25 protein-coding genes are annotated in these 26,045 nt (G+C 67.6%); 16 read left to right on the forward strand and 9 right to left on the reverse strand.

Annotation, left to right across the window (positions count from 1 at the left end; all coding sequences use genetic code 11):
- Positions 1–100: 100 nt before the first annotated feature.
- From WS66_RS25030 to WS66_RS25045, 4 genes are all read right to left on the reverse strand, one after another.
- A complete protein-coding gene (locus WS66_RS25030; protein WP_059605335.1) occupies positions 101–1,219 on the reverse strand; it encodes an ABC transporter ATP-binding protein in 1,119 nt (372 codons plus the stop codon).
- Positions 1,220–1,331: 112 nt separating this feature from the next.
- Complete coding sequence (locus tag WS66_RS25035) at positions 1,332–2,189, reverse strand: carbohydrate ABC transporter permease (RefSeq protein WP_108064722.1); 858 nt, start codon at positions 2,187–2,189, stop codon at positions 1,332–1,334.
- Positions 2,179–3,117 carry a carbohydrate ABC transporter permease gene (locus WS66_RS25040; RefSeq protein ID WP_059509685.1) on the reverse strand — a complete coding sequence of 313 codons (939 nt, stop codon included), beginning with the start codon at positions 3,115–3,117 and terminating at the stop codon, positions 2,179–2,181. The genes WS66_RS25035 and WS66_RS25040 overlap by 11 nt, the downstream gene beginning before the upstream one ends.
- 139 nt (positions 3,118–3,256) lie before the next feature.
- Positions 3,257–4,504, reverse strand: a complete 1,248-nt coding sequence (locus WS66_RS25045) for an ABC transporter substrate-binding protein (protein ID WP_059605341.1) — start codon at positions 4,502–4,504, stop codon at positions 3,257–3,259.
- A gap of 430 nt (positions 4,505–4,934) precedes the next feature.
- Between WS66_RS25045 and zwf the strand changes: the two genes are divergently transcribed.
- The 3 genes from zwf to WS66_RS25060 all read left to right on the forward strand — a co-directional run bounded on the left by zwf (position 4,935) and on the right by WS66_RS25060 (position 9,071).
- Complete coding sequence (zwf, locus tag WS66_RS25050; protein WP_059605343.1) at positions 4,935–6,404, forward strand: glucose-6-phosphate dehydrogenase; 1,470 nt, start codon at positions 4,935–4,937, stop codon at positions 6,402–6,404.
- An 80-nt stretch (positions 6,405–6,484) separates the two neighbouring features.
- Positions 6,485–7,165, forward strand: coding sequence for a 6-phosphogluconolactonase (gene pgl / locus WS66_RS25055; RefSeq protein WP_059605346.1), 681 nt, complete (start codon positions 6,485–6,487; stop codon positions 7,163–7,165).
- Positions 7,143–9,071: a bifunctional transcriptional regulator/glucokinase gene (locus WS66_RS25060; RefSeq protein ID WP_059605351.1), complete on the forward strand. Its 1,929-nt coding sequence runs from the start codon at positions 7,143–7,145 to the stop codon at positions 9,069–9,071. Before pgl ends, WS66_RS25060 begins: the two co-directional genes overlap by 23 nt.
- 106 nt (positions 9,072–9,177) lie before the next feature.
- Here the strand turns inward: WS66_RS25060 and WS66_RS25065 are convergent, their stop codons facing one another.
- Positions 9,178–10,395, reverse strand: a complete 1,218-nt coding sequence (locus WS66_RS25065) for a Bcr/CflA family multidrug efflux MFS transporter (protein ID WP_059605354.1) — start codon at positions 10,393–10,395, stop codon at positions 9,178–9,180.
- Positions 10,396–10,641: 246 nt separating this feature from the next.
- Here WS66_RS25065 and WS66_RS25075 point away from each other — a divergent pair, with 246 nt between their 5' ends.
- From WS66_RS25075 to WS66_RS25115, 9 genes are all read left to right on the forward strand, one after another.
- Positions 10,642–11,106 carry a hypothetical protein gene (locus tag WS66_RS25075; RefSeq protein ID WP_059605357.1) on the forward strand — a complete coding sequence of 155 codons (465 nt, stop codon included), beginning with the start codon at positions 10,642–10,644 and terminating at the stop codon, positions 11,104–11,106.
- A gap of 177 nt (positions 11,107–11,283) precedes the next feature.
- Entirely contained in the window at positions 11,284–12,567 is a 1,284-nt protein-coding gene (gene hemL, locus WS66_RS25080) for a glutamate-1-semialdehyde 2,1-aminomutase (RefSeq protein WP_059605360.1), read from the forward strand.
- A gap of 15 nt (positions 12,568–12,582) precedes the next feature.
- Positions 12,583–13,704, forward strand: a complete 1,122-nt coding sequence (gene ribD / locus WS66_RS25085; RefSeq protein ID WP_059605363.1) for a bifunctional diaminohydroxyphosphoribosylaminopyrimidine deaminase/5-amino-6-(5-phosphoribosylamino)uracil reductase RibD — start codon at positions 12,583–12,585, stop codon at positions 13,702–13,704.
- Between the two features lie 14 nt (positions 13,705–13,718).
- Positions 13,719–14,348, forward strand: coding sequence for a riboflavin synthase (locus WS66_RS25090; protein ID WP_059605366.1), 630 nt, complete (start codon positions 13,719–13,721; stop codon positions 14,346–14,348).
- Between the two features lie 182 nt (positions 14,349–14,530).
- Positions 14,531–15,049 (forward strand): DUF1993 domain-containing protein, encoded by a 519-nt coding sequence (locus WS66_RS25095; protein ID WP_059605368.1) that lies wholly within the window; start codon positions 14,531–14,533, stop codon positions 15,047–15,049.
- Positions 15,050–15,236: 187 nt separating this feature from the next.
- Complete coding sequence (gene ribBA / locus WS66_RS25100) at positions 15,237–16,379, forward strand: bifunctional 3,4-dihydroxy-2-butanone-4-phosphate synthase/GTP cyclohydrolase II (RefSeq protein WP_059605371.1); 1,143 nt, start codon at positions 15,237–15,239, stop codon at positions 16,377–16,379.
- A gap of 53 nt (positions 16,380–16,432) precedes the next feature.
- On the forward strand, positions 16,433–16,945 hold the full coding sequence (gene ribH / locus WS66_RS25105; RefSeq protein WP_059605374.1) for a 6,7-dimethyl-8-ribityllumazine synthase: 513 nt from the start codon (positions 16,433–16,435) through the stop codon (positions 16,943–16,945).
- Positions 16,942–17,379: a transcription antitermination factor NusB gene (nusB, locus tag WS66_RS25110; RefSeq protein ID WP_059605377.1), complete on the forward strand. Its 438-nt coding sequence runs from the start codon at positions 16,942–16,944 to the stop codon at positions 17,377–17,379. The genes ribH and nusB overlap by 4 nt, the downstream gene beginning before the upstream one ends.
- A 67-nt stretch (positions 17,380–17,446) precedes the next feature.
- Positions 17,447–18,643, forward strand: coding sequence for a pyridoxal phosphate-dependent aminotransferase (locus WS66_RS25115; protein WP_059605381.1), 1,197 nt, complete (start codon positions 17,447–17,449; stop codon positions 18,641–18,643).
- Between the two features lie 111 nt (positions 18,644–18,754).
- Here the strand turns inward: WS66_RS25115 and WS66_RS25120 are convergent, their stop codons facing one another.
- Positions 18,755–19,882, reverse strand: coding sequence for a lytic transglycosylase domain-containing protein (locus WS66_RS25120; protein WP_059605384.1), 1,128 nt, complete (start codon positions 19,880–19,882; stop codon positions 18,755–18,757).
- A 597-nt stretch (positions 19,883–20,479) separates the two neighbouring features.
- On the opposite strand from WS66_RS25120, the gene WS66_RS25125 reads away from it, so the two are divergent.
- Both WS66_RS25125 and WS66_RS25130 read left to right on the forward strand, forming a co-directional pair.
- On the forward strand, positions 20,480–22,036 hold the full coding sequence (locus WS66_RS25125; protein WP_059605387.1) for a UbiD family decarboxylase: 1,557 nt from the start codon (positions 20,480–20,482) through the stop codon (positions 22,034–22,036).
- Between the two features lie 34 nt (positions 22,037–22,070).
- Positions 22,071–22,742: a LysE family translocator gene (locus WS66_RS25130; RefSeq protein ID WP_059605390.1), complete on the forward strand. Its 672-nt coding sequence runs from the start codon at positions 22,071–22,073 to the stop codon at positions 22,740–22,742.
- Positions 22,743–22,845: 103 nt separating this feature from the next.
- Here WS66_RS25130 and WS66_RS25135 read toward each other — a convergent pair whose 3' ends face one another.
- The gene (locus tag WS66_RS25135; RefSeq protein ID WP_059605393.1) at positions 22,846–23,142 is read right to left on the reverse strand and encodes a hypothetical protein; all 297 of its coding nucleotides are present in this window, start codon (positions 23,140–23,142) and stop codon (positions 22,846–22,848) included.
- Positions 23,143–23,655: 513 nt separating this feature from the next.
- Here WS66_RS25135 and WS66_RS25145 point away from each other — a divergent pair.
- Both WS66_RS25145 and WS66_RS25150 read left to right on the forward strand, forming a co-directional pair.
- Positions 23,656–24,585: a Rossmann-like and DUF2520 domain-containing protein gene (locus tag WS66_RS25145; RefSeq protein ID WP_059605396.1), complete on the forward strand. Its 930-nt coding sequence runs from the start codon at positions 23,656–23,658 to the stop codon at positions 24,583–24,585.
- Between the two features lie 76 nt (positions 24,586–24,661).
- Entirely contained in the window at positions 24,662–25,225 is a 564-nt protein-coding gene (locus WS66_RS25150) for a YggT family protein (protein ID WP_059530230.1), read from the forward strand.
- Between the two features lie 9 nt (positions 25,226–25,234).
- Here WS66_RS25150 and WS66_RS25155 read toward each other — a convergent pair whose 3' ends face one another.
- Positions 25,235–25,585, reverse strand: a complete 351-nt coding sequence (locus WS66_RS25155) for a DUF190 domain-containing protein (RefSeq protein ID WP_059605399.1) — start codon at positions 25,583–25,585, stop codon at positions 25,235–25,237.
- Between the two features lie 24 nt (positions 25,586–25,609).
- A complete protein-coding gene (gene crcB, locus WS66_RS25160; RefSeq protein WP_059530237.1) occupies positions 25,610–25,996 on the reverse strand; it encodes a fluoride efflux transporter CrcB in 387 nt (128 codons plus the stop codon).
- Positions 25,997–26,045 lie beyond the last annotated feature (49 nt).

Here is a 26,045-nt window from a genome sequence, read left to right on the forward strand (position 1 = left end):
GCCGTGCCGCCGCGCCGCAATGCCGTGCCTGGCCGGGACGCCAGAACAAAAGGGGCCGTTCAAGACGGCCCCTTCACGTTCGTTCAGCGCATTCGCGTCCTCACGCGATCCGCTCTTCCGACACCGGATCGAACAGCACCGCCTTCGACACGTCGAACAGCAGCGACTGCGTCTGCCCCGGCTGCGGATTCGCGGCCGGATGCACGCGACTCACGATCCGCTTGCCGTTGACCTGCGCGAACACGTGCGTGTCCGGCCCGGTCGGCTCCGTCACGTCGACGCGCACGTCGATCGGCTGCAGCTGCGACGTCTCGCCGTGGTGCGCGTTGCGCACGTCGGTGATCCGCTCCGGGCGCAGGCCGAGGATCACCTCGCGGCCGACATGGCCGTTCATTCGCTTCGCGTCGAACGGCAGGTTCAGCGCGCTGCGCGCGAGGCCCGTGTCGATCTCGAGCGCGATCCCGCTGCCCTGCTCGACCAGCTTGCCGTTGATGAAGTTCATCGGCGGCGCGCCGATGAAGCCCGCGACGAACAGGTTCGACGGCGAATCGTAGATCTCCTGCGGCGCGCCGAACTGCTGGACCACGCCGTCCTTCATCACCGCGATCCGGTCGCCGAGCGTCATTGCCTCGATCTGGTCGTGCGTCACGTAGACGATCGTCGTGCCGAGGCGCTGGTGCAGCAGCTTGATTTCCGCGCGCATCTCGATGCGCAGCTTCGCGTCGAGGTTCGACAGCGGTTCGTCGAACAGGAACAGCGACGGATCGCGTGCGAGCGCACGGCCCATCGCGACGCGCTGGCGCTGGCCGCCCGACAGCTGGCCCGGCTTTCGGTCAAGCAGATGCTGGATCTGCAGCATCGACGACACGCGCTCGACGATCTGCTGCTGCTCGCTCTTCGGCACCTTGCGGATGTTCAGGCCGAACGAGATGTTCTCGCGCACCGTCATCGACGGATACAGCGCGTACGACTGGAACACCATCGCGATGTCGCGATCCTTCGGCGACAGGCCGTTGACGACCTTGCCGTCGATGCAGATCTCGCCGCTCGTCACGGTTTCGAGCCCGGCAATCATGTTGAGCAGCGTCGACTTCCCGCAGCCCGACCCGCCGACCAGGATCAGGAACTGTCCGTCCTCGATCTCGATGTCGACACCCTTCAGGACCGGCACCCCGTTCGGGTAGGTCTTGTACACGTCACGGATGGAAAGGCTTGCCATGCTGTGAATCCTCTGTCTCGTCTCGCGCGGCGCACTGCGGCGCCGCGTCGGGTTCGTTTCGATGCGCCGCGCGTCGTGCGCGGCCGGTTCGTCGTTTCGGATGAAACCGCGCTTACCCCTTCACCGCGCCCGCCGTCAGCCCGCGCACGAAGTAGCGGCCGGCGACCACGTAGACGAGCAGCGTCGGCAGCGCGGCGATGATCGCGCCGGCCATGTCGACGTTGTATTCCTTCACGCCCGTCGACGTGTTGACGAGGTTGTTCAGCGCGACCGTGATCGGCATCGAATCGACGCCGGAGAACACGATCCCGAACAGGAAGTCGTTCCAGATCTGCGTGAATTGCCAGATCAGGCACACCATGAAGATCGGCAGCGACACGGGCATCAGGATCTTCGTGAAGATCGTGAAGAAGCCCGCTCCGTCGATGCGCGCGGCCTTCACGAGCTCGGCCGGCACGCTCACATAGAAGTTGCGGAAGAACATCGTCGTGAACGCGATCCCGTACACGACGTGCACGAACACGAGGCCCGGAATCGTGTTGGCGAGGCCGAACATCCCCTGCACGCGCGCCATCGGCAGCAGGATCACCTGGAACGGAATGAAGCAGCCGACCAGCATCATCGTGAACAGCGCATCCGCGCCGCGAAAGCGCCAGTGCGTGAGCACGTAGCCGTTGAACGCGCCGATCAGCGACGAGATCAGCACGGCCGGGATCACCATCTGCAGCGAGTTCAGGAAGAACGGCTTCATGCCGTCGCAGCGCACGCCGGTACACGCGCCGCTCCACGCCTTCACCCACGGATCGATGGTCCAGTGCGTCGGCGGCGTCAGCAGGTTGCCGGTGCGCAGTTGGTCGAGATCCTTGAAGGACGTCGACAGCATCACGTAGATCGGGAACAGGAAATACAGCGCGAACAGGATCAGCGCCGCATAGATCACTGCCCGGCTGATCGTCATCTTAGGCTGCATTGCGGGTGCTCCTCGATTCCATATACATCAGCGGCACCAGCACGGCGACCACGGTCGCGAGCATCATCACCGACGACGCCGCGCCGAGCCCGAGCTGGCCGCGGTTGAACGAAAACGTGTACATGAACATGGCCGGCAGCGACGACGACGTGCCGGGGCCGCCCGCCGTCAACGCGACCACCAGGTCGAAGGTCTTGATCGTGATGTGGCAGAGAATCAGCAGCACCGAGAAGAACACCGGGCGCATGCTCGGGATCACGATCTTGCGGTAGATGGTCGGCAGCGTCGCGCCGTCGACCTGCGCGGCCTTGAAGATCTCGGCGTCGACGCCGCGCAACCCGGCGAGGAACAGCGCCATCACGAAGCCGGTCGACTGCCACACGGCGGCGATCACGATACAGAAGATCGCCTTGTCCGGATCGTCGAGCCAGCCGAACGAGAAGCTCGTCCAGCCCCAGTCGTGCATCACTTTCTCCAGGCCGAGGCCCGGGTTCAGGATCCACTGCCATGCGGTACCCGTGACGATGAACGACAGCGCCATCGGATACAGGAAGATCGCGCGCAGCGCGCCTTCGTTGCGGATCCGCTGGTCGAGCAGGATCGCGAGGAACAGCCCGAGCGCGACGCAGATCGCGATGAACGGTATCCCGAACCAGCCGAGGTTCGCGGCGGAGGTCCACCACACGTCGTTCTGGAACAGGTCCGTGTAACGGCCGAAGCCGTCGAATTCGTAGTTCGGCAACAGCCGCGAGTTGGTCAGCGACAGATAACCGGTAATCAGAATGAAGCCGTAGATGAACACCACGGCGATCGCGAGGCTCGGCGCGAGCACGAGCTTCGGGATCCAGCGATCGGCGAAGGCCGACATCGGCGACGTGCGCCGTGCGGCGGCAGCGCCGGATCCGTTTCCGCTAAGAGGGGCAGCCACTTGATTCGACTCCTGGAACGAGGGTGACGCAGGCCGGGCCGGCGCCGGGTACGGCACGGGCTTCGCGGGCGAGCCCGTTTGCTGCACTTGCAAAAACGCCCGGCCGGCGAAGTGCTACCGGCCGGGCGCCTATCGCGTTTTACTTCACCTTCGCGGCTTTCGCGAGCGCGGCGACCGCGCTCTTCGAATCCTGCTGCGAGTTCATGAACTTCGTCACGACGTCGGTGATCGCGCCGGCCGTGGCGTCGCCCTGCGCCATCCCGTGAGCGAGCGACGGCACGAAGCCGCCCGACTTGATCGCGGTCTGCTCGTCGGCGTACGACTTCTTCGCGCAGTCGTCGAACTTGTCCATCTTCACGCCGAGACGCACCGGCACCGAACCCTTCAGCAGGCTGAACTGCTCCTGGAAGGCCGGCGTCATGATCGTCTTCGCGAGTGCGAGCTGGCCCGGCGTCGCTTCCTTCTGGCCCTTCTGCTGGAAGAACACGAACGAGTCGACGTTGAACGTGTACGAATTCGCCGTACCCGGCACCGCCGCGCAGATGTAGTCCTTGCCCGCCTTCTTGCCCGCGTTCTCGAACTCGCCCTTCGCCCAGTCGCCCATGAACTGCATGCCGGCCTTGCCGTTGATGACCATCGCGGTCGCGAGGTTCCAGTCGCGGCCGTTACGGCCGGTATCGAAGTAGCCCTGGATCTTGCGCACCGTGTCGAACACGGACAGCATCTGCGGCGAGGTCAGCGTCGCCTGATCGAGATCCACCAGCGCCTTCTTGTAGAACGCCGGGCCCTGCGACAGCACGACGTCTTCCCACAGCGTCAGGTCCTGCCACGGCTGGCCGCCCATCGCGACCGGCTGGATGCCCGCGGCCTTCAGCTTGTCGGCGACCGCGAAGAATTCCGGCCAGGTGGTCGGCACCTTCGCGCCGACCTTGTCGAGCGCGGCCTTGTTGATATAGAGCCAGTTCACGCGATGCACCGAGAACGGCGCCGCGACGGTGTGGCCCTTGTACTTGATGATCTTGTCGATTTCCGGCGGCAGGTTCTGCTTCCAGTCGCCAGCGGCGGAATCGATGTTGACGAGCACGCCCTGGTCGGCCCAGTCCTGGATCAACGGGCCCTTGATCTGCGCGGCCGACGGTGCGTCACCGCTGATCACCTTGGTCTTCAGCGCGGTCATCGCCGCGGCGCCGGCACCGCCCGCGACCGCGAAGTCCTTCCACACGTAGCCCTGCTTCTGCAAGTCGTCCTTCAGCACGCCGACGGCCTTCGACTCGCCGCCCGAGGTCCACCAGTGCAGCACGGTTACATTCTCGGCCGCCTGCGCCGCCACGGCGCCAGCCATCAGACCCGCGGCGCAGAGCGCGCCCATGATCGAGCGAACTTTCATTACTTATCTCCTCCAGACTGAATCAACTCGTGAGGTTCCCCGACGGGGAACCGGCTTCTTGATAAACGACGGGGAAATCGAGCCGCGGGACGCATGCAGCGTACGGGGCCGATGACCGGCCGGGCTCTTACAGAAAGCGTGAATCGAGATTCAACGGCGTGTCTCCTCTTTGTGTTTCTGGCCCGCCGCGATGCCGCGGCGCGAGCCCGGGGGCGACGGCGCGCGGACGATGCGCACCGTCAATGTCCGATAACATTCGGCACAAGGCGTTCCCGAAGGCGAAGCTCGCGCAGTTCATCGACCGCACTTCTTTTTTTCTTCACCCAGGTGCTACCCCTTGCGGCGGATTGTAGTTAAACTACAATTCAGTGTCAAAAATATTTTTATCGCACTACGGATCGCTTCCCAGCACCCCAACCGGCGGAGACACATGCATACCGATTCCAGCTTTACCTTCGTACTTTTCGGCGGCACCGGCGACCTGTCGATGCGCAAGATCCTGCCCGCGCTGTTCGAAGCGCACCGCGGCAACATGCTCGCGGAAAGCGGCCGGATCGTTGCCGTCGCGCGGCACGAATCGGATCGGGCCGGCTATCTCGAGTGGGTCGACACGCACGTGAAGCCGCACGCGGCGAAAGCCGCCGGCAAGGCCTTCGACGAAACCGCGTGGAAATCCTTCCTCCAACGCATCGAATACGTAAAGCTCGACCTCGGTCGCGCGGAGGACTACGTCGTGCTGCGCGACGCGGTCGCGCAGCTTCCCGGCATCCGCGTGTTCTATCTCGCGACGGGGCCGTCGCTGTTCGTGCCGATCTGCAAGGCGCTCGCGTCGGTCGGCCTGAACGAAGGCGCGCGCATCGTGCTCGAGAAGCCGCTCGGCTACGACCTGCGCTCGTCGAACGCGATCAACGACGCGGTCGGCGAGATCTTCGCGGAAGACCAGATCTACCGGATCGACCACTACCTCGGGAAGGAGCCGGTGCAGAACCTGCTCGCGCTGCGCTTCGGCAATGCGCTGTTCGAGCCGCTGTGGCGCCGCGAATGGGTCGAGAGCATCCAGATCACGATCGCCGAGGAGCTCGGCGTCGAGGCGCGCGGCGATTTCTACGACAATACGGGCGCGCTGCGCGACATGGTGCAGAACCACCTGCTGCAGCTGCTGTCGATCGTCGCCATGGAGCCGCCGCATTCGATGGACTCCGACTCGGTGCGCGACGAAAAGCTGCGCGTGCTGCGCGCGCTGAAACCCGTCGATTCGCGCGACATCGGCAAGGTCGCGGTGCGCGGCCAGTATCATGCGGGCGTGATCAAGGGCGCGCAGGTGCCGGCCTACGCGACCGAGCCTGGCGTGAAGCCGGACAGCCCGACCGAAACCTTCGTCGCGCTGAAAGTCGAGATCGAAAACTGGCGCTGGGCCGGCGTGCCGTTCTTCCTGCGCACCGGCAAGCGTCTCGCCGATCGCGTCGCGGAGATCGTCGTCAACTTCCGGCCGGTGCCGCACTCGGCCCTCGGGCCGACCGCGCTGCGCGCCGGATCGAACCGCCTCGTGATCCGGCTGCAGCCGAACGAGACGATTCGCCTGTACTGCCTCGCGAAGCAGCCCGGCGAAGGGATGAACCTCGCGAGCGTGCACCTCGACCTCGCGTTCGACCGTTTCTTCAAGGAAGGGCAGATGGAGGCGTATCAGCGCCTCTTGCTCGACGTGATCAACGGCCGCCTCGCCCTGTTCGTGCGTCGCGACGAACAGGAAGCCGCGTGGCGCTGGGTCGAGCCGATCCTGAACGAATGGGCCCGCTCGCTGAAGCCGCCGAAGCCGTATGCGGCAGGCACGTGGGGGCCGGCCGCGGCGAGCGCGATGCTTGCGCAGCACGGCACCTGCTGGCTCGAAGAAGAAAACTGATGCAAACCGTTGCCGTGTGCACACGGCAACGTGCCCCATGATTCGCACGAATTGAACAGACAAAGCAGTCCGGAGGAGATGTGATCGAGATCCACGCTTTCGACACCCAGGAAGCGCAAAGCGAAGCGCTCGCGCGCGCCGTCGGCGATGCGCTGCGCGCCGCGCTCGGCGGCCCCGCGCGCCCGACGCTCGCGGTGTCCGGCGGCACGAGCCCGCGCCCGTTCCTGCAAACGCTGTCGCACGCGGCGCTCGACTGGGCCGGCGTCGACGTCACGCTGGTCGACGACCGCTGGGTGCCGGAAGACGACGCGGCCAGCAACGCGCAGCTCGTGCGCGACACGCTGCTGCAGCACGCGGCGGCCCCTGCCCGCTTCCTGCCGCTCGTCGACACGCGCGCGGCGCTCGACGCGCACGTCGCCGCACTCAACGCGAACGCCGACTACCGCGTGCCGACCGTCGCCGTGCTCGGCATGGGCGAGGACGGCCACACCGCGTCGATCTTCGCCGATGCGCCCGAATGGGATCGCGCGATCACGACGCCCGAGCGCTTCGTCGCCGTGCATCCCGGCGCCGCGCCGCATGCGCGTGTGAGCTTCTCGCTCGATGCGCTCAAGCGCGTCGACCGGCTGTTCCTGCTGATCGCGGGCGAACGCAAACGCGCGGTGCTCGACGCAGCAGCCGCATCGCTGCAGAAGAACGCGATTTCCCAACTGGCCAACGACAAGGGGACCAAGCTCGATGTCTACTGGTGCGCAAAGTAAGGCTGTCGTCGCGGCCCAGCATGCCGACGGCCCGCGCCTGCTCGCGGACGTCGGCGGCACCAACGCGCGTTTCGCGCTGGAAACCGGCCCCGGCGAGATCACGCAGATCCGCGTCTACCCCGGCGCCGACTATCCGACGCTCACCGACGCGATCCGCAAGTATCTGAAGGACGTGAAGATCAGCCGCGTGAACCACGCGGCGATCGCGATCGCGAATCCGGTCGACGGCGACCAGATCACGATGACCAATCACGACTGGAGCTTCTCGATCGAGGCCACGCGCCGCGCGCTCGGCTTCGACACGCTGCTCGTCGTGAACGACTTCACCGCGCTCGCGATGGCGCTGCCGGGCCTGACCGATGCGCAGCGCGTGCAGATCGGTGGCGGCACGCGCCGCCAGAACAGCGTGATCGGGCTGCTCGGGCCCGGCACCGGGCTCGGGGTCTCCGGCCTGATTCCCGCGGACGACCGCTGGATCGCGCTCGGCAGCGAAGGCGGTCACGCATCGTTCGCGCCGCAGGACGAGCGCGAGGATCTCGTGCTGCAGTACGCGCGCAAGAAGTTTCCGCACGTGTCGTTCGAACGCGTGTGCGCGGGACCGGGCATCGAGGTCATCTACCGCGCGCTCGCCGCGCGCGACAAGAAGCGCGTGGCCGCGACCGTCGACACCGCGGAGATCGTCGAGCGCGCGCATGCGGGCGACGATCTCGCGCTCGAGGCGGTCGAATGCTTCTGCGGCATCCTCGGCTCGTTCGCGGGCAGCCTCGCGCTGACGCTCGGCGCGCTCGGCGGCGTGTACATTGGCGGCGGCGTCGCGCTGAAGCTCGGCGATCTGTTCACGCGCTCGTCGTTCCGCGCGCGCTTCGAGGCGAAGGGCCGCTTCACGCAGTATCTCCAGAACATCCCGACCTACCTGATCACCGCCGAATATCCGGCCTTCCTCGGCGTGTCGGCGATCCTCGCGGAGCAGTTGTCGAACCGGTCGGGCGGCGCATCGTCGGCCGTGTTCGAGCGGATCCGCCAGATGCGCGACGCGCTGACGCCGGCCGAGCGCCGCGTCGCCGATCTCGCGCTGAACCATCCGCGCTCGATCATCAACGACCCGATCGTCGACATCGCACGCAAGGCGGACGTGAGCCAGCCGACGGTGATCCGCTTCTGCCGCTCGCTCGGCTGCCAGGGGCTGTCGGATTTCAAGCTGAAGCTCGCGACCGGCCTCACCGGCACGATTCCGATGAGCCACAGCCAGGTGCATCTCGGCGACACCGCCACCGACTTCGGCGCGAAGGTGCTCGACAACACGGTGTCCGCGATCCTGCAGTTGCGCGAACACCTGAACTTCGAGCACGTCGAGAACGCGATCGAGATCCTGAACGGCGCGCGCCGCATCGAGTTCTACGGGCTCGGCAACTCGAACATCGTCGCGCAGGACGCGCATTACAAGTTCTTCCGCTTCGGGATTCCGACGATCGCGTACGGCGACCTGTACATGCAGGCCGCATCGGCCGCGCTGCTCGGCAAGGGCGACGTGATCGTCGCGGTGTCGAAATCGGGACGCGCGCCGGAATTGCTGCGCGTGCTCGAGGTCGCGATGCAGGCCGGCGCGAAGGTGATCGCGATCACGTCGAGCAACACGCCGCTCGCGAAGCGCGCGACCGTCGCGCTCGAGACCGACCACATCGAGATGCGCGAATCGCAGCTGTCGATGATCTCGCGGGTCCTGCATCTGCTGATGATCGACATCCTCGCGGTCGGCGTCGCGATTCGTCGCGCGTCCACCAACGGCGAACTGCCGGAGGCCGTCGCGCAGGCGCGCGCACGGGCGAGCGACGACGAGACGGCCGACGTGCTCGACTGGCTGAGCCACGGCGCCTCGCCGGCTGCGAAGGACGTCGCGCGGGACTGACGCCCGACACGGCACGGCGGCCGCGTTCCGCCCGCCCGAAAAAAACGCCACCGACGCATCGCGCGGTGGCGTTTTTTCATGCCGGGGCGGCGGCTGCCGCGCCGGCTCAGGCGCCCGCTTTCACCGGCCGGCCATGCCAGCGCAGCACGAGGGAGCGGCCGACGAAACACAGCACGCCGGTGACGCCGATCGTCACGCCCATCGCGAACGGCGTGCCGTCCGCGAGTGCGCCGATCGCAACGCTCGCGATCGCGCCGAGCGCGAGCTGCATCGCGCCGAACACGGCCGCCGACGCGCCCGCGTTGTGCGGATAGCGATGCATCAGGTCGGTCGTGCAGTTCGCGGACAAGATCCCGACCACGCCGACCACGAAGAACAGGCACACGACGATCGACCACAACCCGCCCCACCCGGTCAGCGCGACGAGCGCGACCGCCAGCGACGCGATGCAGCTCACGAGCGACGCGGCCGAGATGATGCGCAGCGAGCCGATGCGGCCGACGAGCCGCGTGTTCGCGAAGTTGCCGATCATGATCCCGACGACGTTCAGGCCGAACAGCAGCCCGTAGTGCTGCGGCGACACGTGGAAATACTCGATGTACACGAACGGCGTCGCGGTGATGTACGAGAACATCGACGCGAACGCCATCCCGCCGCACAGCATGTGCCCCCACGCGACCGGATCGGACAGGATGCGCCCGTACGATGCGAACGACGCAAGCACGGCCGCGCTCTTGCGCCGCTCCTTCGGCCAGGTTTCCGGCACGCGCAGGTAAGCGGTCGCCGCGCACACCGCGCCGAACACGGCGAGCACGACGAACACGCCCCGCCAGCCCGAGAAGCGCAGGATCTGCCCGCCGATCAGCGGCGCGAGCAGCGGCCCGACCGCAGTGACGATCGCAACCATCGACAGCACCTTCGCCGCATCGGTCGGCTCGTGCGCATCGCGCGCGATCGCACGCGACAGCACCGACGCCGCGCCGGCGCCGAGCGCCTGCAGGAACCGCACGAGGATCAGCATGTCGATCGAGTTCGACACGAAGCAGCCGACGCTCGCGAGCGTGAACAGCGCGATGCCACCGAGCAGCACCGGCCGGCGGCCCCACGTGTCGGACATCGGACCGTACAACAGCATGCCGATCGAGAAGCCGGCCATGAAGCTCGTCAGCGTGCGCTGCGCGGCGCCGGGACTCACGGAAAAGCCGTCGGCGATCGACGGCAGGCTCGGCAGGTACATGTCGGTGGCGATCGGCCCGCAGGCCGCGAGCGCGCCGAGCAACAGGATCAGCCGGGCATCGGGCCGGCGTCGGATGACGTGAGACATGGGTATCCGGAATGGAGGCCCGCGCGCATCGGGGCGCGCGTGGCGGTGAAGACGGGAGGCCGCGCCGCGAACGGCGCTCAGGCCCATGATTGTACGCGCAACTTTTTTACGTGCTGGCGGCCGAGTGGGCGGCTGGCGGGAAAACACCGGCGCGACGCCCACCGCGCGGGATCGAGCGCCGGGATTCGATTAAGCTTGCAACTCCTCGCCCCTCTTGTCTGACCAATACGACACACGATCGAACCGATGACCGCCTTCCTGTTGATCTGGAGCCCCAAGAAATGGCCGTGGCCCGAACTGCCCGACGTCGCCGCGCGCGTGAAAGCCGGCGAGGCCGTGCATGACGTGTGGGGCTGCGGCTTCGCGCGCGGCATCCTGCCGGGCGATCGTGTGTTCCTGCACCGCGTCGCGAAGGCGCCGAAGGGCGTGTTCGGCTCGGGCTACGTGACGCGCGCGCCCTACGAGGTGCCCGACCCGGCGACGAAGCGCGGCTACCGGCTGTGCATCGATTTCGTCTACGACTGGCTGGTCGACGCGCACCAGGACGTCGTGATCGCGCGCGACGCGCTGCGCGTCCATCCATACTCGGTGCAGACCTGGGACGCGCAGAGCTCCGGCACGGTGATCAAGCCGATGGTCGAAGGCCCGCTCGAGAAGCGCTGGGCCGAGCTGACCGGCAAGCGCAAGCCGCCACCGTTGCCGGATCGATAACGGGGCCGAATCACACCCTCGTCTCGCCCGGCCCGCGCCATCCCTCACGCGCCGAAAGGCCGCAGACCCCGCCGCGGGCCCGCCGCGCGCGTCTCCGGTACAATCAGACGATCGTTCCGCCCAGGCGCCGCGGCCCGTGTACAGGCCCCCCGCGCCCTTCTCTCGCAGGTTTCGTCCATGTCCAACAATCAGATCCTCTTCGAACGCGCCCAGAAGACCATTCCGGGCGGCGTCAACTCGCCGGTGCGCGCCTTCCGTTCGGTCGGCGGCACGCCGCGTTTCGTCTCGCGCGCGCAAGGCCCGTACTTCTGGGATGCCGACGGCAAGCAGTACATCGACTACATCGGCTCATGGGGCCCGATGATCGTCGGCCACGTCCATCCGGAAGTGCTGTCGGCCGTGCAGAACGTGCTCGCCGACGGCTTCTCGTTCGGCGCGCCGACCGAAGCCGAGATCGAAATCGCCGAGGAAATCTGCAAGCTCGTCCCGTCGATCGAGCAGGTGCGGATGGTATCGAGCGGCACCGAGGCCACGATGAGCGCGCTGCGTCTCGCGCGCGGCTTCACGGGCCGCAGCCGCATCGTCAAGTTCGAGGGCTGTTATCACGGTCACGCGGACAGCCTGCTGGTCAAGGCCGGCTCCGGCCTGCTGACGTTCGGCAACCCGACGTCGGCCGGCGTGCCCGCCGACATCGCGAAACACACGACCGTCCTGGAATACAACAACGTCGCCGCGCTCGAAGAAGCGTTCGGCGCGTTCGGCGACGAGATCGCCGCGGTGATCGTCGAGCCCGTCGCCGGCAACATGAACCTCGTGCGCGGCACGCCCGAATTCCTGAACGCGCTGCGCGCGCTGTGCACGAAGCACGGCGCCGTGCTGATCTTCGACGAAGTGATGTGCGGCTTCCGCGTCGCGCTCGGCGGCGCGCAGGCGTACTACGGGATCACGGCCGACCTCACCTGCCTCGGCAAGGTGATCGGCGGCGGGATGCCGGCCGCCGCGTTCGGCGGCCGCCGCGACATCATGGCCCACCTCGCGCCGCTCGGCGGCGTCTATCAGGCCGGCACGCTGTCGGGCAACCCGATCGCGGTCGCCGCGGGCCTGAAGACGCTGCAACTGATCCAGGCGCCCGGCTTCTACGACGCGCTCACCGCGCAGACGAAGCGTCTCGCCGACGGCCTCGCGGCCGAAGCGCGCGCGGCCGGCGTGCCGTTCGCGGCCGACTCGATCGGCGCGATGTTCGGCCTCTACTTCGCGGAGCGTGTGCCGACCAGCTTCGCGGAAGTCACGAAGAGCGATACCGAGCGCTTCAACCGCTTCTTCCACCTGATGCTCGACGAGGGCGTGTATTTCGCGCCGTCCGCGTACGAGGCCGGCTTCGTGTCGAGCACGCACGACGACGCGGTGATCGACGCGACGCTCGCGGCCGCACGCCGCGCATTCGCAGCCCTCGCCGCCTGACCCGGGTCCGCACGCATGTTCTCGGATACCGATTTCGCCCACATGCAGCGCGCGCTGACGCTCGCGGCGCGCGGCATGTATACGACCGCGCCGAACCCGCGCGTCGGCTGCGTGATCATCAAGGACGGCGACGTGATCGGCGAAGGCTTCACGCAGCCGGCCGGCCAGGACCACGCGGAAGTGCAGGCGCTGAAGGACGCGCGTGCGCGCGGCCATGACGTCGCCGGCTCCACCGTGTACGTGACGCTCGAGCCGTGCAGCCACTTCGGCCGCACGCCGCCGTGCGCGAACGCGCTGATCGACGCGCGCGTCGCGAAGGTCGTCGCGGCGATGGAAGACCCGAATCCGCAAGTGTCGGGGCGCGGCCTCGGAATGCTGCGCGACGCGGGCATCGACGTGCGCTGCGGGCTGCTCGCGAACGAAGCGGGTGAACTGAACATCGGCTTCGTGTCGCGGATGACGCGCGGCCGTCCATGGGTGCGGATGAAGACGGCCGCGTCGCTCGACGCGCGCACCGCGCTGCCGTCCGGCGAAAGCCAGTGGATCACCGGCGAGGCCGCGCGCCTCGACGGCCACGCCTGGCGCGCGCGCGCGTGCGCGATCCTCACCGGGATCGGCACCGTGCGCGAGGACAACCCGCTCCTGACCGTTCGCGGCATCGACACGCCGCGCCAGCCGCAGCGCGTGCTGGTCGACAGCCGCCTCGACCTGCCGCTCGATGCGCGCCTGCTCGAAGGCGCGCCGCTGCTGATCTTCTGCGGCCGGCTCGATGCCGCCGGCGAAGTGCGCGCGAACGTGCTGAAGTCGCGCGGCGCGGAAATCGTGCCGCTCGCGAATGCGTACGGCAAGGTCGACCTGCCCGCGATGCTGGCGGCGCTCGGCGCGCGCGGCGTCAACGAGTTGCACGTCGAGGCCGGCCACAAGCTGAACGGCTCGCTGCTGCGCGAGCAGTGCGTCGACGAGCTGCTGGTCTATCTCGCGCCGAGCCTGCTCGGCAGCGACGCGGCCGGCATGTTCGACCTCGCCGCGCCGGCGAGCCTCGACGCCCGCGTGCGGCTCGCGTTCCACAGCGTCGAGCGGATCGGCGACGATCTGCGAATCCTGGCGCGTGTCGCGCCGCCCCCCGCCACTCTTTGAACGGAGCCGTCAGGATGTTTACCGGAATTGTCGCGGCCGTCGGCCGCATCGAGGCGATCAACCCGCTCGGCGCGTCGCCCGAGGCGGGCGTGCGGCTGACCGTGCAGGCCGGCGGGCTCGACCTGGCCGATGTCGCGCTCGGCGACAGCATCGCGATCCAGGGCGCGTGCATGACGGTGATCGAAAAGACCGACACCGGTTTCGACGTCGACGTGTCGCGCGAAAGCCTGAACCGCACGGTCGGTCTCGCGCAGCCGGGCGAAGTGAACCTCGAGAAGGCGCTGCGCGCGCACGACCGCCTCGGCGGGCACATCGTGTCGGGCCACGTCGACGGCCTCGGCACCGTGACGCGCTTCGCGCCGGTCGGCGAATCGCACGAGTTGCGGATCGTCGCGCCGCGCGAGCTCGGCCGCTATCTCGCGTACAAGGGCTCGATCACGGTCAACGGCGTGAGCCTGACCGTCAACACGGTCGACGATCGCACCGACGGCTGCGAGTTCTCGATCAACCTGATCCCGCATACGGTCGAGGTCACGACACTGCGTCACGTGAAGGCCGGCGACAAGGTCAATCTCGAAATCGACATGATCGCGCGGTATGTGGAGCGGATGATGTCGGCATCGCAGGGCGTGCATCAGGACTGACCAGACTGTTCCGCCCCCTGGATGGTAAATGGCAGCCGGCGGTGCGGTCCGGCACCTGACCTGATGGCCAACGACGCGCACGGGTCATCCCGTCGCGCTAAGATGCAACGGCAGCGGTTTCGGCGCCGCGACGCTCGGTGCGCCGCGTACCGGCTGCCCCCTTTTCCTCCAGGAGTCGTCCCATGTCCATCTCGATGTACCAGGCTTCGCTGCCCGTCCTGATCCGCGGCCTCACCAACCTGCAGCACATCCTCGGCAAGGCGCAGGCGCATGCGGCCGAGAAGCAGATCGACCCGTCGGTGTTCATCGGCGCACGCCTCTATCCGGACATGCTGCCGCTCGTCCGCCAGGTGTATATCGCGACCGACACGGCCAAGGGCTGCGCCGCGCGGCTCGCCGGCGTCGACATCCCGAGCTATCCCGACGTCGAGCAGACGTTCGACGAACTGCACGCGCGCATCCAGAAGACGATCGACTATCTGAAAGGCTTCGACGCCGCGCAGATCGATGGCAGCGAAGCGCGCCAGGTCGTGCTCAAGATGCGCGTCGGCCCGATCGAATTCACCGGCCAGTCGTATCTGCTGAACTTCGTGCTGCCCAACTTCTTCTTCCACGTGACGACGGCATACGACATCCTGCGCCACAGCGGTGTCGAACTTGGCAAGCTCGATTACCTCGGCGGCCGTAACGAACAAGCGTGACGCACGGCCGGGGCTCGGCCGGCCTGCGGTGGCCCGTCTTCGGGCGGGCCGCGACGGCCCGGGCAGGCCCGGCCCGACGGCCGGTCGCACCGCTTTCCGGCGCGCTCGCCGGCCGCGCGCAGCCGGTGCCAGCCGAAACGTCGCCCGGCTGGCGTAAAATACGCACTTTCCTCTTTCTCGCCCCCTTATGACGCTCGCCTCCACGCTCGACATCATCGCGGAGTTGAAAGCCGGCCGGATGGTGATCCTGGTCGACGAAGAAGACCGCGAAAACGAAGGCGACCTCGTGATCGCCGCCGAATTCGTCACGCCGGAAGCGATCAACTTCATGGCCAAGTACGGCCGCGGCCTGGTTTGTCTGACGTTGACGCAGGAACGCTGCAAGCAGCTGCACCTGCCGCTGATGACCTACCGCAACGGCACGCAGTACGGCACCGCGTTCACGGTCAGCATCGAAGCGGCCGAAGGCGTGACGACCGGCATCTCGGCCGCCGACCGCGCGCACACGATCGCCACGGCGGTCGCGCACGACGTCCGCCCCGAGCACATCGTGCAGCCGGGGCACGTATTCCCGATCATGGCGCAGCCGGGCGGCGTGCTCGTGCGCGCCGGCCACACCGAGGCCGGCTGCGACTTCACCGCGCTCGCGGGCCTCACGCCGGCCGCGGTGATCTGCGAGATCATCAAGGACGACGGCACGATGGCGCGCCTGCCCGACCTGATCGAATTCGCGAAGGAACACGGTCTGAAGATCGGCACGATCGCCGACCTGATCCACTATCGCAGCCGCACCGAATCGATCATCGAGCGGATCGCCGAGCGCACGATGCAGACCGCGCACGGCACGTTCCGCGCGGTGCTGTACCGCGACCAGCCGAGCGGCTCGCCGCACATCGCGCTGGTGCGCGGCACGCCGTCGCCCGACGTCGATACGCCCGTGCGCGTGCACGAGCCGCTGTCGGTCCTCGATCTGCTCGAGACGAGCATCTCGACGCACTCGTGGACGCTCGACGCGGCGATGCGCGAGATCGCGGAACGCGACCTCGGCGTGATCGTGCTGCTCAACTGCGGCGACACGAAGGAACATCTGATCGACGTCTTCAAGGCGTTCGACGAAGAAGAAAAGGCCGCTGCGCTGAAACGCCGGCCGGTCGATTTCAAGACGTTCGGCATCGGCGCGCAGATCCTGCGCGATGTCGGCGTCAGCAAGATGCAGGTGCTGTCGAATCCGCGCAAGCTGGGCAGCATGTCCGGCTACGGCCTCGAAGTCACGGGCTTCATTCCGATGCCCGGCGGCGAAGCCAAGTCCTGCCCGGCGTCCCACGCGTAACCCGCCACGACGCTTTCGCCCTATAACCGTTCATCCACACCACGGACCAGATCATGGAAATCGGACAATACCAACCGAATCTCGAAGGCGACGGCCTGCGTATCGGCATCGTGCAATCCCGCTTCAACGAACCCGTCTGCAACGGCCTCGCCGATGCGTGCGTCGAGGAACTCGAGCGCCTCGGCGTCTCCGGTGAAGATGTGCTGCTCGTATCGGTGCCCGGCGCGCTGGAAATCCCGCTCGCGCTGCAGAAACTCGCGGAAAGCGGCCAGTTCGACGCGCTGATCGCGCTCGGCGCGGTGATCCGTGGCGAGACGTACCACTTCGAACTCGTGTCGAACGAAAGCGGCGCGGGCATCACCCGCATCGGCCTCGACTTCAACCTGCCGATCGCCAACGCGGTCCTGACGACCGAAAACGACGAGCAGGCCGTCGCGCGCATGACCGAAAAGGGTCGTGACGCTGCTCGCGTCGCGGTCGAGATGGCCAACCTGACGATGGCACTCGACCAGCTCGGCGACGACGAGGACGACGAAGAGGAAGAAGACGAAGAGGAGCGCGCATGAAGAAGAGCGCCCGCCGACAATCGCGCGAGCTGGCGACGCAGGGCCTGTATCAGTGGCTGCTGTCGAACGCGGCCTCCGGCGAGATCGACGCGCAGCTGCGCGGCGCGCTCGGTTACGACAAGGCTGACAAGGAACTGCTCGAAGCCATCCTGCACGGCGTGATCCGCGAGCACGCGACGCTAGTCGAAGCGCTGACGCCGTCGCTCGACCGCCCGATCGACCAGTTGTCTCCGGTCGAACGTGCGGTGCTGCTGATCGCGACGTTCGAGCTCACGCACCATGTCGAAACGCCGTACCGCGTGATCATCAACGAAGCGGTCGAACTCGCGAAGACGTTCGGCGGCTCCGACGGCTACAAGTACGTCAACGGCGTGCTCGACAAGCTCGCCGCGAAGCTGCGCCCCGCCGAAACGCAGGCGCGCCGCAACGGCTGATACCGTTTGTTTGTCCACGGGCGCGCAAGCGCCCGTTTTTCATTCTCTCCCCCGCCCCGCCCGACCGATGAATACCACCGCCGATTCGCTCGTCACGCTCGCCGCACGCGTCGACGCGATCCAGCCCTTCTACGTGATGGAACTGATGAAGGAGGCACAGCGGCTCGAGTCCTCCGGGCGCGATGTTATCCACATGGGCATCGGCGAACCGGATTTCACCGCGCCGGAGCCCGTCGTCGAGGCGGCCGCGGCCGCGTTGCGCCGCGGCGTCACGCAGTACACGAGCGCGCTCGGCATCGCGCCGTTGCGTGAAGCGATCGCCGCGCACTATGCGCGCGCCTACGGCCTCACGATCAGCCCCGAGCGGATCGTCGTGACGGCCGGCGCCTCCGCCGCCCTGCTGCTCGCGTGCCTCGCGCTCGTCGGCCGTGACGACGAGGTGCTGATGCCCGACCCGTCGTATCCGTGCAACCGACACTTCGTCGCGGCGGCCGAAGGTCGGCCGGTGCTCGTGCCGAGCGGCCCGGAAGCGCGCTTCCAGCTCACCGCGGACGACGTCCGCACGCGCTGGGGCAGCCACACGCGCGGCGTGCTGCTCGCGTCGCCGTCGAACCCGACCGGCACGTCGCTCGAGCCGGACGAACTGAAGCGGATCGTCGAAGCCGTGCGCGCACGCGGCGGCTTCACGATCGTCGACGAAATCTACCAGGGGCTCAGCTACGACGCGGCGCCCGTGTCGGCGCTGTCGTTCGGCGACGATGTCGTCACTGTGAACAGCTTCTCGAAGTACTTCAGCATGACCGGCTGGCGGCTCGGCTGGCTCGTCGTGCCGCCCGCGCTCGTCGGCACCTTCGAAAAGCTGTCGCAGAACCTGTTCATCTGTCCGTCCGCGCTCGCGCAGCACGCGGCGCTCGCATGCTTCGAACCGGCAGCACTCGACATCTACGAGGCGCGCCGCCTCGAATTCAAGCGTCGCCGCGATTTCATCGCGCCAGCGCTCGAGAAGCTCGGCTTCACGGTGCCCGTGATGCCGGACGGCGCGTTCTACGTATATGCGCACTGCGGCGGCGTCGCCCATCCCGCGGCCGGCGACAGCGCGGCGCTCACGCACGCGATGCTGCACGATGCCGGCGTCGTGCTGGTGCCGGGCATGGATTTCGGCGTGCATGCGCCGCGCGACTATATCCGGCTGTCCTATGCGACCGCCTACTCGCGCCTCGAAGAGGCCGTCGAGCGGCTCGCGGCACTGTTCGGCCAGCACTGACCGCCGATCCGCTTTCCCGGCCGGCACACCGGCCGTTGCCCCGCGCAAAAAAAGAAAAAGGCACCCGAATCGGGTGCCTTTTTGCTGGAGTCTGGCCGGAACCGCGGGACGTTACGCGCCGAGTTCCGAGTGGTCGCCGTGCGACTGCTTCGCGGTGTCGACGCTTGCGTCGTCCTGCTGCGGTGCGCCCTTCGGCGCGGCAGCCGCTTTCGTGGTGATCGGCTGCGCGCCGTCGAGCGTCGCATGCACGCGCTTGGCGCCGCCGGCTGCTGCCGTCACGGCCGCGGTCACGATCGGCTTCGACGGCTGGGCCGGCGCCTGCGGCGCATTGACCGGCACGCTGCGGCCATGCGCGACATCGCGCAGGCGGCCGCGCTCGGCCATGACCTTCGAGCCGTAGGCGGTGTCGTCCGGGTTGGTCGAGCCGTTGTACAGACGCAGCCCGTTCGCGAGCGAGCCGCCGCGGGCGATGCAGTCTTTCAGCACGAGCGCGCCGACCTGCAGGTTCGCGAGCGGTTGCAGCGCGGTGTCCGTGCCGCCGAAATACTCGAACTTGTCGGAATGAACCTTCGACATGACCTGCATCAGGCCTTGCGCGCCGACACCGCTTTCCGCGTACGGGTTGAAGCCCGATTCGATCGCCATCACGGACAGCAGCAGCAGCGGATCGAGGCCGACGTCGCGGCCGGTCTGGAACGCAGCCTTGACGAGCTGGCCGAGCGGCTCCTGCGCGACCCGGTAACGGCGCGACAGGTAGGTGGCGACGAGCGCCTGTTCGCGGTTCGACGCGAGCGCACGATCGTCGCGCGCATCGGCCGGGACCCGCTGGGTCGGGATCAGTTTCGCCAGCGCGACGGGCGACGGGCCGCTACGGGCCGGATCGGACGCATCGTTCTGCGCGGCGGTTTCCGGCGTGACGTCGAGACCGACGGCGAGCGCATCCGTTTCCGGAGCGTCTTCCTGCTGCGGCTGCGCGCCAGCAGGCGCGAAGTTCGGCAGCGGATGGCCGGTCAGCAGACGGGCCGGACCGGCCTGCACGGCCGCGGATACGACCGGCATCAGCTTCGCGGCGAGATTCCCGCGCACGGTCGGCAGCAACCACAGGGCAAGTGCGACCGCGACAGCGAGACAGCCGACAACGCTGAATAGATGGTGACTGACACGCGTCCCGCGACGCAGCATGTTGCGCACGATTTGTGCATGCTGCTCACTAGGACGCCACGATAACCAAGCGTTCATTCAGATCATCTCCCATGAACATGACTCGTGCGGCTCGCTCAGCTCGATGGCGAGACGGAAAACGCGCCGCGGAATCACGACGCCGCACGCCTTGGTTGGGACGCGCAAGCATCGGGGAAACGGTATAAGTACCGTTCGAGGCCACGGTGTAAGAGGGCCGGCACCTTCGCACATTGGGCGAGGCGGGCATACGCGGTGGCACCCACGCAAAAAAACCAGCGTCTCGTGGCGCTGGCTGGGACTACGACAAAGGCCGTCGAATACGCCGTGCAGGTTTCGGCGGACGGTGACGCGCTGCGTCAAAGATCGGTGATTGGCGGCTCGAAGCCTTTTACCCTGCAACCAATGTGAGCGGATTCTAGCAGGGTTTTATAGATCGTCAACACTATAAAACCGCAAAATCATAACAAAAAGTAATTTTGAATCGTCCTTCAGATCGCAAGTCCGCTGCCGTAGGGGCTCTGCGCGCCGTCGACTTTTTTCTCCGCCGGGCGTGCGAGCGGCCGCCCGGGTAAAATCATCGGTCGATTCGGGGCCGCAGCCGGCCGCTGCGCCCGCCCATCGCCGCCCGCCTTGCGGGTGGCTCGGACCTTCTTCATGAAATACAAAGACTTACGCGATTTCATCCAGCGCCTCGAGGCGCTCGGCGAGCTGCGGCGCGTCACGCAGCCCGTGTCGCCCGTGCTCGAAATGACCGAACTGTGCGACCGCGTCCTGCGCGCCGGCGGCCCGGCGCTGCTGTTCGCAGCGCCGCCCGGCAATGCGTTCCCGGTGCTCGGCAACCTGTTCGGCACGCCGCGCCGCGTGGCGCTCGGGATGGGTGTCGATGCGGGCGACGACGCTGCGCTCGGCTCGCTGCGCGACCTCGGGCGGCTGCTGTCCGCGCTGAAGGAGCCGGATCCGCCGAAGAGCCTGAAGGACGCCGGCAAGCTGCTGTCGCTCGCGAAGGCCGTATGGGACATGGCGCCGAAATCGGTGTCGTCGCCGCCGTGCCAGGAGATCGTCTGGGAAGGTGCCGACGTCGACCTGAACAAGCTGCCGATCCAGACCTGCTGGCCCGGCGACGCAGGGCCGCTCGTCACGTGGGGCCTCACGGTCACGCGCGGGCCGAACAAGCCACGCCAGAACCTCGGCATCTACCGCCAGCAACTGATCGGCCGCAACAAGCTGATCATGCGCTGGCTCGCGCATCGCGGCGGTGCGCTGGACTTCCGCGAATTCGCGCTGAAGAACCCCGGCAAGCCGTATCCGGTCGCGGTCGTGCTCGGCGCCGATCCGGCCACGACGCTCGGCGCGGTGACGCCCGTGCCCGATTCACTGTCCGAGTATCAGTTCGCCGGCCTGCTGCGCGGCAGCCGCACCGAACTCGCGAAGTGCCTGACGCCCGGCGTCGATACGCTGCAGGTGCCCGCCCGCGCGGAGATCGTGCTCGAAGGCTTCATCCATCCGCAGGAAGGCGCACCCGCCCCTGCCCCGGCCGGCGCACCGCCGCGGCCGGCCGGCAACGCGGCCGCCGCATACGAACACGCGCTCGAAGGCCCGTACGGCGACCACACCGGCTACTACAACGAGCAGGAGTGGTTCCCGGTGTTCACCGTCGAGCGGATCACGATGCGCCGCGACGCGATCTACCACTCGACCTATACGGGCAAGCCGCCCGACGAGCCGGCCGTGCTCGGCGTCGCGCTCAACGAGGTGTTCGTGCCGCTGCTGCAGAAGCAGTTCGCCGAGATCACCGACTTCTACCTGCCGCCGGAAGGCTGCAGCTACCGGATGGCCATCGTCCAGATGAAGAAGAGCTACGCCGGCCATGCGAAGCGCGTGATGTTCGGCGTGTGGAGTTTCCTGCGGCAGTTCATGTATACGAAGTTCATCGTGGTCGTCGACGAGGACGTCAACATCCGCGACTGGAACGAGGTGATCTGGGCGATCACGACGCGCGTCGACCCCGTGCGCGACACCGTGATGGTCGACAGGACGCCGATCGACTATCTCGATTTCGCGTCGCCCGTCGCGGGCCTCGGCTCGAAGATGGGGCTCGACGCGACCAACAAGTGGCCGGGCGAGACGAACCGCGAATGGGGTCGCCCGATCGAGATGGATGCGGCCGTGAAGGCGCGTGTCGACCGTCTCTGGCAGGAAATCGGACTGTAAGTCCGCGCCTTGAACGCACCCGACAAGAACGACGATGAGCTTTCCCCCCACCTCGATGCTGTCCGACGGGTTCTTCCTGTCGCTGTCGCTGTGTCTCGACATCGGCCTCGTCAACGTCGCGATGCTGTCGCTGACGCTGTCGCACGGCTTCCGGCCGGGCTTCTGGCTCGGCGTCGGCTCGTGCGTCGGCGATCTCGTCTACGCGGCGCTCGCGCTCGCGGGCATGGCCGTGCTGCTGCAGTTCGAGGCCGTGCGCTGGATCGTCTGGATCGGCGGCGGTGCGGTGCTGCTGTTCCTCACGTGGAAGATGGCGCGTGAAGCGCTCGCGCCGGCCGGCAGCGGCCACGACGGCACGGCGGACGACACGCCGCAGCCGCGTGCCAGCGCGCGGCGCAGCTTCGTGCGCGGAATGCTGCTGGCGATGTCGTCGCCGAGTGCGATTCTGTGGTTCGCGGCGGTCGGCGGCGCGCTGATCGCGAAAGCCGGCGCGACCACGCCAGCGACGGCGTCGGTGTTCCTGTCCGGCTTCTTCCTCGGCGGCCTCGCGTGGACGCTCTTCATGTGCACGCTCGCGAGCCAGGGCCGCAAGCGCGCGGGCGCCGGGATGATGCGCGCGTGCCACGTCGCGTCGGCGCTGCTGTTCGCGTATTTCTCGTACAGCGTGATCGTCGGCGGCTACCGCGACCTGATTGCCCACGCGGCGTGACCGCCGCACGCACAGCCGCGCCCCAAATGAAAAACGGCGCAACGCCCCACGAGGGACGTTGCGCCGTTTTGCCGCGCGCGGTCAGGCCGCCGCGCGGAATTCGTCAACGACGCCAGCCGTGGTGACGCCAGCCGCCGTAGCCGTGACGCCAGTACGGACGGCCGTAGTACCCGCCGTAGCCGCCGACGACCACGGCGGGCGGTGCATAGTAGGCCGGCGCCGGCGCGTAATACACCGGCGGGGGCGGTGCGTAATAAACGGGCGGAGGCGGTGCATACACGGGATACGCAGGTGCGATCGGGACCCCGATGCCGACCCCGATCGACACGTGAGCCTGAGCGGCGCTTGCGGCCCCCAGGGCCAGCGCGGCGGCGGCGATGAACGGAATGAGCTTTTTCACTTCGATTCTCCTGCTGGAGCGGTAATTTGTACGCTCCTGTCGGCAACGGCGGGCATGCACGTCGCATGGATGCAATGTAGCGAAAACCCACCGCTCGCGTATGGCGCATTTGTTGCAAATTGCAATTCCACGCTGCGGCGGCGACCGTGCAGCAGGGCGCCGAGGCCCGGCAATCCCCCTCGCGAGTCCCGCGATTCCGTCCGAGCAGCGAAACCGCGACGCGCCAGCCGGTCAGTCTTACCGGATCCGGTAAGCGCGGCCGGCACGCTTCCGTAATGAACGATTACAAATTTGAAACAGGACGCCGACAATCCAGGCGGGGACACAGCTCACGCGCGATTTGGGGCCGGATTAGGCCATCTTCGACGGAGGCGAAACCGCGGCGCGAATTTACCTTGTCCGCACCGAACGCTGCCGTCCAGGCCGTCCCCGTTCGGCATCGCCGCCGATCCGCGACCGCCCCGTCATTCCTGCGATACTGACGTCTGCTCCGTTTTCGCTGCGTGACCCGCCATGCCCCTCCCCGCTCTCCCCCGCCTCGGCTTCATCGGCGCCGGCCGCCTGGCGCGCTGCCTTGCCCTGCGCTTCGCGGCGGCCGGCTTTCCGGTCATCGCGATCGCGAGTCGCACGACGGAATCGGCCGCGGCACTTGCCGCGCGCATCGACGGCTGCCGGGCGGTCGACACGCCGCAGCAGGTTGTCGACGCCGCCGACCTGATCTTCCTGACCGTGCCCGACGACCATCTCGCATCGACCGCCGCCGCGCTGCGGTTCGACGCGGCGCGCGCGGCAGGCCAGGCGCTCGTCCACTGCAGCGGCGCGTCGGCGGTCGAGTTGCTCGATCCGGCAAAGCGCCAAGGTGCCGCCACGGGCGGCTTCCACCCGCTCTACCTGTTCGGCGGCACGGACGCCGATCTCTCCCGCATCGACGGCTGCTCGGTCACGCTCGAAGCCGACGGCGCGCTGCACGCGACGCTGCTGCGACTTGCTGCCGCACTCGGTTGCCATCCGCTGTCGATTCCGGCCGGCGGCCGAATGCTGTATCACGCGGCCGCGCATTACGCGGCGAGCTTCGCGCTGTGCGGGCTGTCGGAAGCGGTCGAGCTGTGGCGCGGCCTCGGCTTCGACGAGGAAGCGGCGTTGCGCGCGCTGCTGCCGATGCTCGCCGGCACGATCGCCACCGCGCGCGACAAAGGCCTCGCGAACGCACTGGCAGGCCCGGTGTCGCGCGGCGACACCGGCATCGTCGAGCGTCAGCTCGCGCTGCTCGAAGCGCACGGCGGCGACCACGCGACCCTGTATGCGCTGATGACCCGCCGCGCGGTCGCGCTCGCGGCGAAGCGCGCGGCGCCGCCGGCCGCGCTGCCGGCGCTTGCGCAGGCCGTCGAAACGTCGCTCGAGCGCACGACCGGGCACCCCTCCCCGCCGCGAGACGAGGCGTGATAAGGTGTCGGCCGATGCGCCGCCATCCGGCGTTGGCGGCCGCACGCTACTCGACTGTATAAAAAGGATGCCAACGATGTTCGGCGAGATCGCCCGTTTTCTGCTCAATACCGTCTTCACACTGTTCGGCGCGGCGCTGATTCTGCGCGTCTGGATGCAGGCCGTCCGCGTGCCGCCGTACAACCCCGTCACGCAGGCCGTGCTGCAGGCGACCAACTGGCTCGTGCTGCCGTTGCGCCGCGTGATCGCGGGCGTGCGCGGCATCGACTGGGCAAGCGTCGTCGCCGCCCTCCTCACCGCGCTCGTCTATGTGGTGCTGATGGTCGTGATGGCCGGCCTGGATCCGGCCTCGGTGATCGCGACGCTCGTCGTGGTCGCGCTGCTCACCGTCGTGAAGTGGGCGCTCAATCTCGTGATCTGGATGACGATCCTGATGGCGCTGCTGTCGTGGCTCAATCCGCGCTCGCCGGCGATGCCGATCCTCTACCAGCTCACCGCGCCGTTCCTGAACCCGCTGCGCCGCGTGATCCCGAACCTGGGCGGCATCGACCTGTCGCCGATCCTGCTGTTCGTGATCGTGCAGGTGCTGCTGATGATCGTCACGCGCGCCGCCGTGTCGCTGACGATGTTCGGCATCTGACGCGTTGCGCTATGCTGCCGGCCCCTGCGCCGGCGGCACCTCGAGCGTGTCGATCACCCCGAAGCGCGCGGGAATCATCGCGTAGCACACGCGCACCTTCTCGTGCGCGAGCCGCTCGAGCAGTTGCTGCGCCTCGTCCTCGGTGACGATGAACTCGACCTCGATCGCGAGCGAGCCCTGCAGCTCGAAAAAGCGGTCCTCGTGCAGCACCCGATGCCGGCCGAAGCCGGCCATCGCCCGAAACGCGGAACCGCCCGCGACGCCCATCCGGTTTCCTTCCTCCAGCAACCACTCCCACAGCGGCTTCCAGTGCAGCCGGTGCTGCTCGTGCACGTAGAAGCGCAAGAAAACCCTGTCCATCGCGTCCTCCCGATGCCGGCGCGCTCAGGCTGCCGCGAACCACGCGCGCGCGGTCCACATGCCGAGCGCCGTCAGCGTGAACGATCCAGTCAAGTGTAGGGCAGCCACCGCAAACGCCCATCCCAATTCGCCCTGCACCGCGTGCGTCATCACTTCGACCGAATAGGTCGAGAACGTCGTGAGGCCGCCGAGGAAGCCCGTGATCACGAACAGCCGCCACTCGGGCGGCAGCCCGACGCGGGTGGTAAACGCGACGGCCGCGATGCCGATCACGTAGCCGCCGATCAGGTTTGCGGCGAGCGTACCGAGCGGCACGGCGGGAAAGAACGCGTTGAGCGCAAGGCTCAGGAACCAGCGCAGCAATGCGCCGAGCCCGGCGCCGACGAAGATCGCGACGATCGAATAGAACAAGGGAGCTCCTCGCTGACGAAGCCGCATCGCGGGCGCGGCCTACGCCGAA

The organism is Burkholderia sp. LA-2-3-30-S1-D2 (assembly GCF_001523915.2).
Classification (GTDB): Bacteria; Pseudomonadota; Gammaproteobacteria; order Burkholderiales; family Burkholderiaceae; genus Burkholderia; species Burkholderia diffusa.

What these genes read in the sequence shown, in the direction of transcription:
- hemL (WP_059605360.1), top strand. Translation starts at nt 11,284, where the DNA reads ATGTCCAACAATCAGATCCTCTTCGAACGCGCCCAGAAGACCATTCCG.
- ribH (WP_059605374.1), top strand. Translation starts at nt 16,433, where the DNA reads ATGGAAATCGGACAATACCAACCGAATCTCGAAGGCGACGGCCTGCGT.
- WS66_RS25065 (WP_059605354.1), bottom strand. Translation starts at nt 10,395, where the DNA reads ATGTCTCACGTCATCCGACGCCGGCCCGATGCCCGGCTGATCCTGTTG.
- WS66_RS25150 (WP_059530230.1), top strand. Translation starts at nt 24,662, where the DNA reads ATGTTCGGCGAGATCGCCCGTTTTCTGCTCAATACCGTCTTCACACTG.
- WS66_RS25075 (WP_059605357.1), top strand. Translation starts at nt 10,642, where the DNA reads ATGACCGCCTTCCTGTTGATCTGGAGCCCCAAGAAATGGCCGTGGCCC.
- WS66_RS25130 (WP_059605390.1), top strand. Translation starts at nt 22,071, where the DNA reads ATGAGCTTTCCCCCCACCTCGATGCTGTCCGACGGGTTCTTCCTGTCG.
- WS66_RS25045 (WP_059605341.1), bottom strand. Translation starts at nt 4,504, where the DNA reads ATGAAAGTTCGCTCGATCATGGGCGCGCTCTGCGCCGCGGGTCTGATG.
- WS66_RS25090 (WP_059605366.1), top strand. Translation starts at nt 13,719, where the DNA reads ATGTTTACCGGAATTGTCGCGGCCGTCGGCCGCATCGAGGCGATCAAC.
- ribBA (WP_059605371.1), top strand. Translation starts at nt 15,237, where the DNA reads ATGACGCTCGCCTCCACGCTCGACATCATCGCGGAGTTGAAAGCCGGC.
- nusB (WP_059605377.1), top strand. Translation starts at nt 16,942, where the DNA reads ATGAAGAAGAGCGCCCGCCGACAATCGCGCGAGCTGGCGACGCAGGGC.
- WS66_RS25115 (WP_059605381.1), top strand. Translation starts at nt 17,447, where the DNA reads ATGAATACCACCGCCGATTCGCTCGTCACGCTCGCCGCACGCGTCGAC.
- WS66_RS25125 (WP_059605387.1), top strand. Translation starts at nt 20,480, where the DNA reads ATGAAATACAAAGACTTACGCGATTTCATCCAGCGCCTCGAGGCGCTC.
- ribD (WP_059605363.1), top strand. Translation starts at nt 12,583, where the DNA reads ATGTTCTCGGATACCGATTTCGCCCACATGCAGCGCGCGCTGACGCTC.
- WS66_RS25030 (WP_059605335.1), bottom strand. Translation starts at nt 1,219, where the DNA reads ATGGCAAGCCTTTCCATCCGTGACGTGTACAAGACCTACCCGAACGGG.
- WS66_RS25155 (WP_059605399.1), bottom strand. Translation starts at nt 25,585, where the DNA reads ATGGACAGGGTTTTCTTGCGCTTCTACGTGCACGAGCAGCACCGGCTG.
- WS66_RS25145 (WP_059605396.1), top strand. Translation starts at nt 23,656, where the DNA reads ATGCCCCTCCCCGCTCTCCCCCGCCTCGGCTTCATCGGCGCCGGCCGC.
- WS66_RS25060 (WP_059605351.1), top strand. Translation starts at nt 7,143, where the DNA reads ATGTCTACTGGTGCGCAAAGTAAGGCTGTCGTCGCGGCCCAGCATGCC.
- WS66_RS25095 (WP_059605368.1), top strand. Translation starts at nt 14,531, where the DNA reads ATGTCCATCTCGATGTACCAGGCTTCGCTGCCCGTCCTGATCCGCGGC.
- zwf (WP_059605343.1), top strand. Translation starts at nt 4,935, where the DNA reads ATGCATACCGATTCCAGCTTTACCTTCGTACTTTTCGGCGGCACCGGC.
- WS66_RS25035 (WP_108064722.1), bottom strand. Translation starts at nt 2,189, where the DNA reads ATGCAGCCTAAGATGACGATCAGCCGGGCAGTGATCTATGCGGCGCTG.
- WS66_RS25120 (WP_059605384.1), bottom strand. Translation starts at nt 19,882, where the DNA reads ATGAACGCTTGGTTATCGTGGCGTCCTAGTGAGCAGCATGCACAAATC.